Below are 14,473 nucleotides of genomic sequence, written 5' to 3'. Positions count from 1 at the left end.
TGCTCTGTATCAATTAATAACCGTTTTTTACATTATTTTATTGCTGAATTGCCGATCATTTTATAAAATCAAATGAGAATGATTATTATTTAAGGTGTACTTTATGACTCTTGCGGAGTTACAACAAAGCCAACGAGCTAAAATCAGTTATCTGCCAGATAATTTGGATTTGACGGCGCAGTTGATGGAACAAGGTTTTTCTCTTAAGTCAGAAGTATTCATGGCACAAAAAGCCCCTTTTAATGGACCTATTGCCGTTCGCTTGCACGGAACTAAAGTGTCTATTGACGCAAATATTGCCAAACAAATAGGTATCGAACTAGTCTAATGTCATCTCTTTCAAATATTGCACTTGTCGGGTTTGCTAATGCCGGCAAAAGTACGTTTTTCAATAATCTCACTGGCTCAAAGCAAAAAACAGGTAACTGGTCTGGAGTTACTGTTGCTAGCAGTAAAAAACAATGTAAGTTAGCGGGTGTTGATTACCTAGTTACTGACTTACCTGGTGTTAATTCCTTAACCTCACGAGCTCAACAAAGTAAAGATTTAACCATCACTCAGGACTTTTTAAGAACGGAAAAGCCTGACATCTTGATCAATATCGTTGATGCTACTCAGTTAAAAAGACAATTATATTTAACCACCCAGCTATTAGAGCTTGGTCTGCCAATGTGTGTGGTTGTTAATAAATCTGATCGCAAAGAAACAGACGAATTGAATTTGCAATTACTGAGCGCAGAACTAGGCTGTCCAGTCATTGCCGCCAATAGTCTTGATAAAGATCTTACCGTGAAAGTAGAAAAACTACTGTCACTTACCAACAGTAAAACTAAACGACCAACTGCATTGCAACTGCCCAAAATTGTTTTAGAGAAACTTTCACAAGGTACTCAAAACTTATTAGAGCTTGAGCAAGGTGATTGTCAGAGTGGTCAATGCCAAAATCATAATGAAGAAACCATTGCTATTATGCAGTCTCGTTATGATTTTATTAATAAGTTAGTAGAAAAAGTTACCATTAGCGAAAAGGCTAGCCATTCATTTAGTGACCGAATCGACAAGTACATCCTGCACCCGTTATTAGGTTTACCTGTTTTCTTACTAGTAATGTATTTATTGTTTATGTTCGCCATCAACGTTGGTAGTTCATTCATAGACTTTTTTGATATCTTTGCTGGTGCTTTTTTCGTTGATTACCCGCAAAGTTTCCTCGCTCAATTCGGACTACCGATTTGGCTACTTACGATTATTGAAGGGGCGGGACTTGGGTTACAGACCGTTGCTACATTTATCCCAGTAATTGCTTGCTTGTTTATTGGTTTATCAATTTTAGAAAGTAGTGGTTATTTAGCGAGAGCTGCATTTGTAGTTGACAGTTTAATGCAAAAGATTGGTTTACCCGGTAAAGCATTCGTACCACTTATCGTAGGCTTTGGCTGCACAGTTCCTGCCGTTATGTCGGCTCGAATTCTTGACAGTGAGCGAGAGCGCATTACCACGATTATGATGTCTCCATTTATGTCTTGTGGAGCAAGACTGCCAGTTTATGCGTTATTTGCCACTGCATTTTTCCCAGAAACCGGACAAAATTTAGTATTCCTTTTATATCTTATTGGGATTGCTGCCGCGCTATTTACCGGGCTATTGCTAAAGCATACGATTTTAATGGGCAAAAATTCGGTCAATATAATGGAGTTACCTCTTTATGAGCTGCCGAAATTTACTGATTTATGTGCTCGAGTATGGCGACGTACCCTCTCCTTTATAAAAGGCGCGGGTAAGACAATTGTCATCGTAGTGTGTATTTTAAATTTCTTTAACTCGCTTGGTACTGATGGAGAATTTGGTCATCAAGATACTGAAAAGTCTTTATTAAGCCAATCGGCGCAGATAGTAACACCGCTGTTAGAGCCTATGGGGATTAAGGAAGATAACTGGCAAGCCGGTGTTGGTATTATTACTGGTATTTTTGCAAAAGAAGCACTGGTAGCTACGTTCAATAGCTTATATTCAGCACCTGAAAGCGAAGCAGGTGAGCTAAGTACGATCCCAGAACTATGGGATGAAGCAACTGATACAGTTTTAGAGAATTTACTTGGGATTCAGCCGGACGATCCGCTTGGCACTGATATTGGTGATATATCTGATATTCATGTTGCAGCCCAAGAGCAAGGTGTTGAAGAAACAACGATCACGATTATGCAGTCTGCATTTGCTGGAACTATAGGGGCATTTAGTTATTTATTATTTATCTTGCTATATACTCCATGTGCGGCGGCAATGGGCGCAATAAAGAATGAAGTTGGCACACGCTGGGCACTTTTTGCCGGCACGTGGAGTTTCGCACTTGCTTATATGGCCGCTACATTTACATTCCAAATAGCCAATATAACCACTCAACCAGTCTATGCAATGATTTGTATTACCGGGGTGATAGCAGCATTTGTATTGATATACGCTTGGTTAAAACGTTTCGGTAAGCAAATATTAACTATCCCTGTTCAGGTTTCATTCAGGTAGCCACCTTTATCTGAGACACATAGCAACAGCATTAAAGAGCCACTTAACGCTTTTTAATGCTGTTTTATTATTCTTTTTAGTAATGTTTTTACTCGCCTTCCGCTCCAAACAGCTTTTCTAACCAATTAGGTGGGTCTTTTCTTTTTTCTAAACACTGTTCAGATATAAAAATACCAGAGGTGATTGCAGGGTACTGCTCAACATTAGCACAGTCATCGAGTACAACATTACCTGTGGCTAATTCAAAGGTTGCAAACTCAATACCATCAGGAATCAAATCAAAGCGACTGTTACTGCCTTGAGCAGCTAAATAGTTGCTAAACAATGTCAGAGCACCGCTACTTCCAGTTAGGCCCATAGGTTTATTATCATCGCGGCCAATCCAACTTGTCACCACACTCTTTTGGTCAAAGCCGACAAACCATGAATCTCGTAAATCATTACTTGTTCCTGTTTTACCAGCCAATCGCTGCTGTGGAAACTTCCAAGATAATGACTTTGCTGTACCAGTTGAAGTGACTTGAGTTAAGGCGTAATCGATAAGGTATGCACCTTGCTGTGATAAACGAGCATCAAGTAACTTTTCTTTAGCCCATAATCGCTCACCATCGCCAGACAGGATTTTAACTACCGCGTGGGCTTCGTTATACAATCCCCCGTTGGCAATGGTTGAGTAGAATTGGTTTACTTCGAAAGCTGACATATTGATTGAGCCGAGCAATATACTTGGGACTTTTCGAACGTCACCTTTATGTCCTAATACATTCAAGGTCTGTTTTATATTTTCAAGACCAACCTCTAAGCCAAGATTGACTGTTGGCACATTTAATGATTGCACTAAACCATCAATCAACGGGACTTGGCCACGGAATTTACCGTCATAATTCTTGGGTTGCCACTTTTTGCCTTTTGAACTTGTTAATGAAATTGGTTTATCTGCTAAAGGCGTCGCTAAACTATATTTATTAGAACGCTCTAACGCAGCAATATAAACAACGGGTTTGATTAATGAGCCTATTGGTCGTTTAGCATCAAGAGCACGATTAAAACCTAAATACTTAACTTCTTTACCACCAACTACCGCTTGAATTTGTCCTGAACGAATATCGCTAATCACCATTGCGGCTTCTAAATTAGCAACGTCAGTGCCGTTTTCTAGCTTTTTCAATTGTTCTATAACAGCGTTTTCAGCATCTTTTTGACGATGTATATCAAATCCGGTAAATACTCGAATACCTGATTGTAAGGCGCCGGCAGCACCAATATCTTTTAATTCTCTTCGTACAAGTTGCATATAGGCTGGGTAGCTTTGCTTCTTGAAGCGGCGGTTTTTACGAATATTCAATTCACTGGTGATTGCTGCTTGATAAGCTTTTTCTTGTAGCAAATGATTTTCAAACATAATTCTTAAGATCAAATCACGGCGTTCACTTGCTCTTTCAGGTTGACGCCATGGATCATAAAATGATGGTCCCTTGATCTGTGCCACTATTAACGCTAATTCACTATTGTTAAGCTCGTTAATTGGCTTACCAAAATAAAACTCTGAAGCTAAACCAACCCCATGTATGCCATTGGCATAATGTTGGCCAAGATAGACTTCGTTAAGGTAAGCTTCTAGTATCTGGTCTTTTGAATAGCGCACTTCTAGTATGACTGAAATCAACGCCTCGTTAACTTTACGCCAAATTGTTTTGTCTCGATAAAGGTACATATTCTTGGCAAGTTGTTGAGTTAGAGTACTGCCTCCTTGTACTGTTTCCCCGGCAAGTAGGTTTTTCCAAAAAGCGCGAAGTATGCCTGTTGGCGATAGGCCATGATGATGATAGAAATCTTTGTCTTCGATTAGCAATAGCGCATCAATTAGCTGCTGCGGTATTTGATCAAGCGGCAACATCACTCGGTCTTGCCCTTCAGCCGACAAAATTCGATCGATTAATATTGGTTCAAGCTTAACTTCGTGAACTTGCTCACCATCTTGAGTTAACCGATAGACTTCACCATCACGCTGTTCGATTATTATTTTGCTCGCCGGCTCAAGTCCATAGCCAAAATCAAATGGACGACGATAAATAATGAAACGATTTTGTTTTTGAGTAAAACGGCCAGGGGTTTCAGCGTTGGTTGAGCGCTGATAATTTAGCATTAATAATTCTTTTTCTATCTCTGCAAAATCAACTTGTTGGTCTCGATCAAACGTCAATACTCGTCCAAATACTTGAGCAGGTACTTGCCAGCGTTGGCCTTCAAATGTCTGAGTAACTTTTCCATCTAAATAGATGCCATAGATACCTATAATGGCTATAAAAATGACAGAAAGCTTTATCGCAGTTACAGTAATCCAGTGGCTAAAGCCATACTTTGCACCGCCTTGCTTTGACGCCTTACCCTTTGTAAAGCCTTTCGGTTTGTTTAATGTTTTATCTTTCATGGTCCATATTTTTTTTGGTTTTATTGGTCGCCACGGCACTTGCTGGATTATCCGGCCAGTAATGCTTAGGGTAACGCGAACGCATGTCTTTTTGAACTTCTTTATAACTTCCTTGCCAAAATCGTGCTAAATCTTGGGTTATCTGGATTGGTCGCCCTGCTGGCGAAAGCAATTCCAATAACGCTTTGATTGCACCATTTGCGACCGATGGACTATCGCTTAATCCATAAACTTGTTGCATCGGAAGCGACAATTTGGGCTGTGGATCGCATCCATAGATATAATCGAACGACCTCCCGGTTGGGCTAACATAATGCTTTGGCGCCAGCACCGAAATTGATTGTTGAATCGAATAATCAAGGGAATTAAATAGGATGTCGTGAAAGTTTAGCGCTCTAAGTTGGTTTAATGTTTTTACATTATTCAAATAGGGGGCCAGCCAATACTCTAAAGAGGCTAGCAAATTAGACTCGCTAAAATCATCCAGTGCTATTTCATCAACAAAACTATTTAACCATCGTAAGCGAGTCAGCAGTTTCTCAGTAGCAAGATTGTAATTTACTACCTGTAAGCCTTTCTTTCTTATGTAATCACACCAAAGGCTAGTAAGAGCCTCTGCGGTTAAATTTGCGGTAGCCGGTTTGCGAGTTAACACTATTGATTGCAAACACGTTTGTTGCTCACTAATAATCCGTTGCTTTCTATCATCAAATAATAATACGTTTTTTTCAGTGATGTGCTTAGCAAAATACTCATTTATTTGTTCGACGCTGATAAACGCAGCCATTTGGATATGTAACTTCTGTTGATAAGAGTGCAATGATGAGCAAACCAAAAACTCAGACAGAAACAATTTATCATCATCTTTTAGTAACGCCCCTTTGCCATTTGCACATAAATAATTGCCATTATTCGCAAGTTTTGCAATGCGTTCAGGGTACGCATAGGCAAGTAATACTCCAACCATATCCAACGGCCATGACGCTTCAGTTAATGACAATGAATATGGAATACCAAGCACTGACTTTACTTGTCTTGCAAGTTGCTCTGCTTGTTGCAATATGCGATTAATTAATGGATTTTTTGAGCGATTAGTTGTTAATGCTGTCACCAATTGATGTAAACGATGAGTTAAATCGACATTAGAATAATCGCTTTGATAACGATTAATGTCTCGCTCTTCTAACAACGCAGCCATTAAACACGCAACACAAAGCAACTGCTTATCTACTTTATTTTGTTGAAATAAATGAATTGCATTAAGCAACATATGAGCAAAACGAGGATGACAACTAAACGTACTAAGGCTTATTCCGTGGTCAGTTAAGCTATTATTGTCGCCGATAGCATCTAAGGTTTTCAGCAAATGCCAGTTTCGCTGCTCATCGATACTACTTGGTAACTCTAAAAAGTTAAGCTGTTTAAAGCTAGTAACACCCCAGCGAGCCACTTCCATTGTTAAAGGTAATAAATCTGCTTGCTTAATTTCACTTTCACTATGCTCTTGTCGACGGCTATAGTCTTCTTGACTATAGAGTCTAATACACTGTCCCGGCTGAATTCGGCCGGCACGTCCAGAACGTTGAATTGATGACGCTTTTGAAGTCTTTTGTAGCTTTAATTGATTAATTAAGCTGTCATTATCAAATTGCGCGACCTTTTCTAGACCAGAATCAATCACCATCGTAATGCCATCTATGGTTAACGATGTTTCAGCAATATTAGTCGCCAATACAATTTTTCGTCTACCCTGCACCGATGGCGCAATTGCTTGTTGTTGCTCTTTAATTGTCAAATTACCGAACAATGGATAAACATCAACGTCATTTGGCAGCTGTTCAATTAAGTTGTTGTATAAAAATTTAATATCGCTGATACCAGGCAAGAATACCAAGATTGAACCTTGCTGAACTTTCGTTTGATGCTTAACAACGCTCAATGCATGATTACGCCATTCCCTATCTAATTTAGGACTTTGATAATCAATTTCAACAGCAAAGCTTCGCCCTTCACAACTGAGAGATATCGCATCGGGTAAGAACGATTGTAAATACTGATTATCAATCGTTGCTGACATCAGTAAAATTTTTAGATCATCGCGTAAACCTTGTTGCACATCTAAGGTTAAAGCAAAAGCAAGGTCGGCATGGATAGAGCGCTCATGGAATTCATCAAAAATAATTAACCCGACATCACTCAGCTCGTTATCCTGCTGGATCATTCGCGTTAAAATGCCTTCAGTTACTACTTCTAAGCGAGTGTTCTGTGAGACTTTAGTATCATTTCGCATACGATAGCCAACGGTATTACCAACACTTTCACCTAACTGCTCAGCCAACCTGATTGCTACAGATTTTGCAGCGATACGGCGCGGCTGTAACATGATGATTTTTTGAGAGCGGTATGTCGAATTTTGCAATAGCCACAGTGGTAACATCGTCGATTTACCAGCACCGGGAGGCGCAGAAAGGATCACTGAAGATTGCTGTTCAATAGCATTTAATAAAGCTTCTTTGATGCTATTAATTGGTAAGTTTTCGCTCGCGTTGACCATTGCTTGAATTAAGTTGTTATATTTAAATTAGTAATTGCTGGTTATAGGGTATTCTTAAGAAAGATATTTAAAGCCTATTCAAATGACTTTCGAATTAAAACAAATTGATATTAACATGATGCGACTATTTTTTGGGTTAAATCCTAAGATAATTCAAAAACAAAAAATTGACCTTTGGCACCGGCAAAATCTCAACCATGACTTTGCCAATGTCGCAGTCGATAACTTTCATATTACCCTGAGCTTTTTGGGGCTTGTTGATGCTAAGACCTATGATAATTTAGTGCTAACAATTGACAGGGTACAAGTTGGAACCTTACTAGCCATCGAACCAGTTAAGCTTACCCTGGATAATTTAGGATTCTGGAAAAGGCCGAAAATATTGTACTTAGGAGTCAAGGATTGCCCTCAGCAGGTATATGACTTGGCCAATTTTTGTCATCGAGTTGCTATTCAAAACAGTATTGCATTAAACAACCGGCAATATGTGCCGCATTTAACCCTTTGCCGGAAAGCTAAATATTTACCACCGTTCAATAAATCCATTGATATAGAACTGTCATTTGATTCATTTTGTTTATATCAGTCAATATCAACCGAACAAGGGGTAAAATATAAGGTTCTAAATCAGTGGCCGCTGTTGCCAATCGAGAATTTACGTTAAACTGCGCTCACTAAAATCAATATTATTAAGTATGGCTATTTAAACACTATGGTTAGTTCTGTTTTTATCAATCTGTTTCTCGCTGCAATACAACCTAGAAGTTTTTTCTTACCATGCTCAAGCATAATATTGGGAAGTACCTTAGCTGCGTTTTACGGCGTTACCGACGGCGCCTTATTTAGTTCTCTACTAATGCTGACTATTCTCGCTCAAATGAGTATTAATTTATCGCAAGATTACCAACGCGCGTTTGTAAGATCAGATATAGTTTCTAGAAACAAGCAAAATGCCATTAAAGTTAAAGTCAGCCGACAAATGTTGATGTTAATTCTATCCTGCTTTTTAGTTTTTACTTTAACTTTAATCGCCGTTATACACATTAACTTACCAGGGAATCTTATTGCTATTTCTATGGCATTGATGGGTTGTGCGCTATTGCTGATGACGATAAGAGTGAATACTAGAACTCAAAGCTCAAGTGGCCCAATGCCGAGTATAGAAGGGTTATTCTTGCATGTAGTATGTATCGCCATACTACCAATTACATTGAGCTTTTACTTGCATACAGCGCAGCTAAATACCACTATTGTCATGATTTCATTGAATGCTGCACTACTAAGTTGTTTATCGCCTTTTTCACAGAAATTGATAGCAAACATACAGGCTGAAGGCTCTGTTTCTATGGAAAGTCTACCCAGCTCTGTCAGTCAAATATTAACGATTCAAACGGTAATATTAATTTCGACAAGCATTGTTAGCTTAATGAATATTTACTTTCTTGATTTGCCTATCAGTACTATGATTTTTATTTTTGCATTACCATCAATGGCTGCGACAATAGCAACAGTAAAACATATCCCTGAAGTTGACATTGCTCAGGCCCAAAAAACAAAAATAACTCTGGCGGCATTTGCCTATTGGGTGTTGTTTTGTGCTGGTCTTATGTTTTAACTGTATTCATCGAAATATTGTATTCCGGTATGGCTAACTCAATGTCATGTTGATCAACAATGTCCATCACTTGATAATTGATTTTTTCTTCAAGCTCTTTGTAAGCGACACGGCCCGAGACTGTTAAATAGCAATTTATAACAATCACAAAAGCATCCTCGTCAATATCTTCAAACCGAACATATCGCTCTAAATCGATGGTATTCGGGTGGTTATCTATCAACTCTCGAATGGCACCGGTCAACGCTTTTAATCGTGATATTTCGGTATTCAATCGAACTCTTAAACGTTTTTGATATCTGCGATTATCAATTTCAGCAATGTTCTCAAGCTCCATTGAAGCAATCACGGAGTTGGGTACGTAAACTACTTTTCGATCAAGTTTACGTATCTTGGTTGAACGTAAACCAATTTCTTCAACACGACCTTGAGTATTACCAAACTTACACATATCTCCCGGTTTAATCGGTCGAGCAAGGTATAAGGTAAAGGCACCAAAAACGTTTTCTAAAGATTTTTGTGCTGCTAGCGCCACAGCCAAACTACCAATCCCGAGACCGGTAATGATTGCGGTAATGTTAAATCCTGCATCGGCAAACCAGTTCAAGCCATACACTATCACCACGACAATTTTGAGCGTGGTCACAAGCGGTTTGATTATCGCTATCGCGTTTTTTTCTTGAGCTACTTTACTGGCATACAGAGCAAAGATAAATTCGATAATACCTAAAGTTAAAAAGATTGCAGCTAAATAACTCAAGGTACCGGTTTCTAACCAAGCGCGAGCATTTAAAGATAAGCCTAAATGCCCAGTAGACCACTGTATAAGAATAAAAAATAAGAAATACCTCAGCGGCACCCGAATAAACCGGCGCATCGTTCTACTGTAAGTATCTGAGTAGGAAACAACTTTAATCAATAATGCGCGAATTAACGCGGTAATATACCAAGCAAGTACTAGAGAGATAATAAAGCCGACAAATTGCCAATTGTGCATCGCAAAAATGGTAAAGTGCGGCAGGTATTCTCCTAACGATATAGCTAATGGATGATAGCCAAACTCTTGCCATAATATGGGTATTTGATTTACCGTATGGCTCGATATTTTCCACTCTTTTCCGCCTTTACCATCGGGGACACGTTGCAGATAAATAGGAATATCAGAATTGCTTGTTTTGATAACGCCTAATAAATCTCGATGTGATGGTAGGCCATCATTTAAGTGTCCTTCAGGGGCGTCGCTTAAAATTGAAATATCTAAACTATGGTGCTGTGACCAGACGATATCTAACTGCTTAACTAGCTCTTTCTTTTGAGCGATTGTCATCGTCGCTGGCGTGTAACGAAAATCAAAGAATTCAATAGCCTCATCAAAATTTTCCGCTCGAATCGCTTTAGCTAATGCTAATAAGCTAGACAACGGCGTATGACCTTTAAACGACTTGTCGACGGGTATTTTTTCACTGTCTATCATCGCTTGCTGGGCTTCTGATTCTCTTTCTTTTATTTCTTTCAAGGTGACTTCTTGTGCTTGCACAGCAGCGCAACACAGCAGCAAAACCATAACTAGGCTATTTATTATTTTTTTGAAATATCTCATCTAAATATTTTCAGCACCAATGTAAACTCTCTTTTCAGTATAGAATTAAATTTCTATCTCTGTGATTTAATTCAATAATCATTGAAATCGGTGAAAACAAAAGATAAAAAAACCGGAGTCATCTGTATTGATTACTCCGGTTTTATATCGTTGCTAGCTATAGATATTTTATAGTCGGAAAATATTATCCTCACTATCTCTATCAACCATTCTGACAAATGGATCAACGCCAACATATTTAGGCAACTCATCAACAACGACAACAACGGTGTTGGTGCCTGTTTTAATCGAGTGTTTTTGCAAATACATAACATGGTTACTTGCCGTTAAGCTACTAGGATCATCACTAAAAAGTCCAATATCAACATTGTCTTTAAAGTCAATCTCCGTTTCTTGGCCGTCACCATCAGCTCGCATTAATTTTGCGTCGATAGTAATTGTTAATTCATATTTGCCATCGGCTCTTTGCTCTGTAACCACATCTGCCGTTTTTAAATCGTAGATACTAATGTATTCAAATAAACTACTTATAAACTCACGCTCTTGCTCATTTGCGCCGTTAAGCAAATGCGCCATTAAATCTAACGTTGTTGGATAAGGCGTGCTGTTATATTTAAATTCCGTTAAGAACTGTTTTAGTAATTGATTTAGACGTTCTTCACCAAATCTATCCTTAATGGCCATCATCACTACAGAGCCTTTTTGATAATGAATATATTGCTGACCTTCACTGCGCATCAATGGCATCTCTTCAAGGACTTCAACACTGCGGCCGCGTAAATAACGATCCAATTCATACTTTAAGAAATTACGAATCTTGTCTTTACCATACTTAGTTTCCATTACCATTAATGCGCTATATTGGGACAAACTTTCAGAGATAATAGCGCTACCTTGTACGTTCGCAGCTCCGACTTGATGTCCCCACCATTGATGCGCTACTTCATGGGCCGTAACGTAATAGACTGGATCGATATTTTCCTTATCGCGCAAATCAGTAATAAAACCAATTTTTTCAGAATACGGTACTGTATTGGCAAAGCTTTGGGCGAAACTTCGATAGCCCGGGAACTCGATAATACGTAGCTGTTTATGCTGATAAGGACCAAAATTCTCATTGAAATAATCAATTGAGTCTCGAACCGATTCAATCATTCTATCAACATTCATACCATGGTCTTTATGGTAATAAATCTCTATATCGATGCCTTTGTAGCTCTCTTTCTTATTTAACAGTTTAGCTGACATAATCGAATAGAAGTTCACCATAGGTGCATCCATTTTGTAGTGATATGTACGTCGACCGTTTTCTACTTTTTCAGTTTGTAAATATCCAGGTGCGATAGCGAATTGATCTTCGCTTGTTGAAATTGTTGCTTCAAAGTCGATAAAGCCTATGCCTTTACCAAAGAAGCTTTCGTTATAGAATCGTTCATCTTCTAGCTTATTGGCCCTTTGTATTGGTTCTAGGCCATACTTGCGACGCTTATGACGATCTTGCAACTGCAGATTGCTTTGATAGCCAAACGCAGGAAACAGCTCATAGTTATTAATAAACGTACCATTATGCAATAGGGTAAAATCATTATTACCGTCACTAAAGCCGTTATGGGCTCTTACTACTTTAATTGTGCCGTGACGGCTTTCACCAGGTTGTAAAGGCTGACTAAATGTAAACCAAGCAAGGTTAAACTTTTCGTCAACCTCACCAATTTCACCGCCAGCAATATTGACCTGCCAAAGTTCAGAAAATCGAGGTTTAGTAACCATAAAACGGTCAATTGCTTTATCTGATTTATTGACCACAGTGATTTCTGCCATTGCTTCAATGCGCCTTTCCTTAGGAAAGATATCAACATATGCATGGGTCTTGGTGATCGTTGGGATCTCATCATTCAAGTAGCTCACATAGGCTTTTTCATAGTCAGCTTGCAGCGCTTCACGATCATCCTCAATAACATACTCATTAAGTACTCGGGTATTGTGATGGATATTAAAGCCAGTAAAGATAGCTAAAACAATACCAAATGCCACAGCCGCCTTACCAGGCAAACCTAAATAGTAGCCAACCTTTTTAAGTCTTACTCTTAATGGTTGCGCTGGTCCTCGATGCCAAAGAGCATAGGTTAATGCTGAAAATACTATAGTAAATCCGAGCCAGTAAGCCATATACCAATGACGACTTTCAAAGAAGTGACCGTAACCATTAATGTCAGAAAACAGTAACTGTGGGGCTCGAGAGAATTGATATAAATTGTGGCTAAAACCAAAATTACTTAAGGTAATTGTTGAAATAAAATACAGTACAAACAACAGCATACCGATGTATTTATTTGGACTCAGTACCTGCAACAAAAACGCCAATACCGCGGTCATGAAAAATGGCAATAAACTAGCATATCCTAAGCGAACAATATATTGGCTTAACTCAATGTTGCTATAACCCGATAGATACTGATTTGAAATGGTAACTAACATACCAATAGCATATAACAGGGTAAGCACTAGCGTAATAGACAGAATCTTGGATAACCAGAAGGTGATGCTATTTACCGGCATCGAATCAATAATGTCACCCATACCTGAGTTACGTTCGCGCCACACAATTTCAGCACTGTAATAGGCTAGAACTATTATCATAAATAGCTCGGTTGAATTTCGTATTAATTCGACCATATTTTGCGTTACTGGCCAATTGGGCGCGCCATACATTCCTTGCGGATCGAGTAAAGGAGCAACCAGAGTAAAGATAGTAAAAAGCCCTAAAACGATAAAAGGCGCGCTAAATATAACTTGTTTAATTTCAAATTTAATTCGCAATACCATGTGTGCTAACGTTGTAATGCCTTTACTCTGATAATGAATATTATTGTCCATTACTTGAGAAACTAATTCGTCGTCTTGGTTTTCTTTAGCTTTCTTAACTTTTTTACTATTAATCGCAATCTTACGATTAAAACCACCGAAGACAACCATAATTACGATTGCTACCGCTAGCCAAATCATGCGGTTTTGTAACAGCACACCACTAAGCTCAATTGCTGAATTATTTTTGTCGAACATTGTCCAATAACGGGTAACTTCACCAAACGTATTGGCTGCAAATGGATCAGCTAAGGCGACAATTGTGCGGTATTCAGGATCAGTAAGGAATTGACCACTGACGATGTAAAAAATAAACAAACCAACCGCTGCTAAGTATACTGCCATCATCGAACGAAAGCGTATTGCTAAGGCATAGAAAAAACAAGACATAACCAAGAGCGTTGGAATTGAAATATAAAAATAAGCAGAGAAATAGTAGCTTAAATTGGTTGCGGCTAATCGCTCTGAGTCTATCCACCCCACTGCGCCACCAAGCACTGTTCCGATAAGAATCCCTAACGGGACAAAAGCAAACACGGTAGCAACAACAGCAAATGATCCTAAAAATCGACCGAGCTGGTAACTTATTGGATTAATTGGTTTACTGTATAACAGTTCTGCCATTTTTGATGTGTCATTACGTGTTGCGGTACTCGCAACAAAGTTAACCACCAAAAACATTGCAAAAATCCCCATAATAATTAGGGTTTGCGCGATAGAAAATGGACCGTTATATAATACATTTCCACCACCGCCAATTTGAACGTTTTCACTTACAGTGGCAAAAAATGTTAACAGAAAAAATATTGAACTGGTTACATAAAACGAAGGTTGACGCACAAAATAACGCCATTCAAAAACAAACATTTGTTTAAACATGACGTTCCC

General features: G+C 38.7%; 8 protein-coding genes. 4 read left to right on the top strand and 4 right to left on the bottom strand.

Annotated features, from left to right (window positions below; genetic code table 11):
- Positions 1-103 precede the first annotated feature (103 nt).
- Both LT090_RS01230 and feoB read left to right on the top strand, forming a co-directional pair.
- Positions 104-328: a FeoA family protein gene (locus LT090_RS01230; protein WP_068547803.1), complete on the top strand. Its 225-nt coding sequence runs from the start codon at positions 104-106 to the stop codon at positions 326-328.
- Positions 328-2,520: a ferrous iron transport protein B gene (gene feoB / locus LT090_RS01225; RefSeq protein WP_068547802.1), complete on the top strand. Its 2,193-nt coding sequence runs from the start codon at positions 328-330 to the stop codon at positions 2,518-2,520. The genes LT090_RS01230 and feoB overlap by 1 nt, the downstream gene beginning before the upstream one ends.
- An 88-nt stretch (positions 2,521-2,608) precedes the next feature.
- On the opposite strand, the gene mrcB is transcribed toward feoB, so the two are convergent.
- The gene (gene mrcB, locus LT090_RS01220; protein ID WP_068547801.1) at positions 2,609-4,951 is read right to left on the bottom strand and encodes a penicillin-binding protein 1B; all 2,343 of its coding nucleotides are present in this window, start codon (positions 4,949-4,951) and stop codon (positions 2,609-2,611) included.
- Positions 4,941-7,505: an ATP-dependent helicase HrpB gene (gene hrpB / locus LT090_RS01215; protein ID WP_068547800.1), complete on the bottom strand. Its 2,565-nt coding sequence runs from the start codon at positions 7,503-7,505 to the stop codon at positions 4,941-4,943. Before hrpB ends, mrcB begins: the two co-directional genes overlap by 11 nt.
- Before the next feature lie 82 nt (positions 7,506-7,587).
- On the opposite strand from hrpB, the gene thpR reads away from it, so the two are divergent.
- Together thpR and LT090_RS01205 are read left to right on the top strand one after the other, a co-directional pair.
- Positions 7,588-8,169, top strand: a complete 582-nt coding sequence (thpR, locus tag LT090_RS01210; RefSeq protein WP_068547799.1) for an RNA 2',3'-cyclic phosphodiesterase — start codon at positions 7,588-7,590, stop codon at positions 8,167-8,169.
- 129 nt (positions 8,170-8,298) lie between these two features.
- The gene (locus LT090_RS01205) at positions 8,299-9,120 is read left to right on the top strand and encodes a hypothetical protein (protein ID WP_068547798.1); all 822 of its coding nucleotides are present in this window, start codon (positions 8,299-8,301) and stop codon (positions 9,118-9,120) included.
- Here the strand turns inward: LT090_RS01205 and LT090_RS01200 are convergent.
- Together LT090_RS01200 and LT090_RS01195 are read right to left on the bottom strand one after the other, a co-directional pair.
- Positions 9,110-10,636, bottom strand: a complete 1,527-nt coding sequence (locus LT090_RS01200; RefSeq protein WP_157726662.1) for a mechanosensitive ion channel family protein — start codon at positions 10,634-10,636, stop codon at positions 9,110-9,112. The genes LT090_RS01205 and LT090_RS01200 overlap by 11 nt on opposite strands.
- Positions 10,637-10,888: 252 nt before the next feature.
- Positions 10,889-14,464: an ABC transporter permease/M1 family aminopeptidase gene (locus tag LT090_RS01195; protein ID WP_068547796.1), complete on the bottom strand. Its 3,576-nt coding sequence runs from the start codon at positions 14,462-14,464 to the stop codon at positions 10,889-10,891.
- Between the last annotated feature and the right edge of the window lie 9 nt (positions 14,465-14,473).

This window comes from Thalassotalea crassostreae, from assembly GCF_001831495.1.
Classification (GTDB): domain Bacteria; phylum Pseudomonadota; class Gammaproteobacteria; order Enterobacterales; family Alteromonadaceae; genus Thalassotalea_A; species Thalassotalea_A crassostreae.
This window is presented reverse-complemented; position numbering and strand designations above follow the sequence as displayed.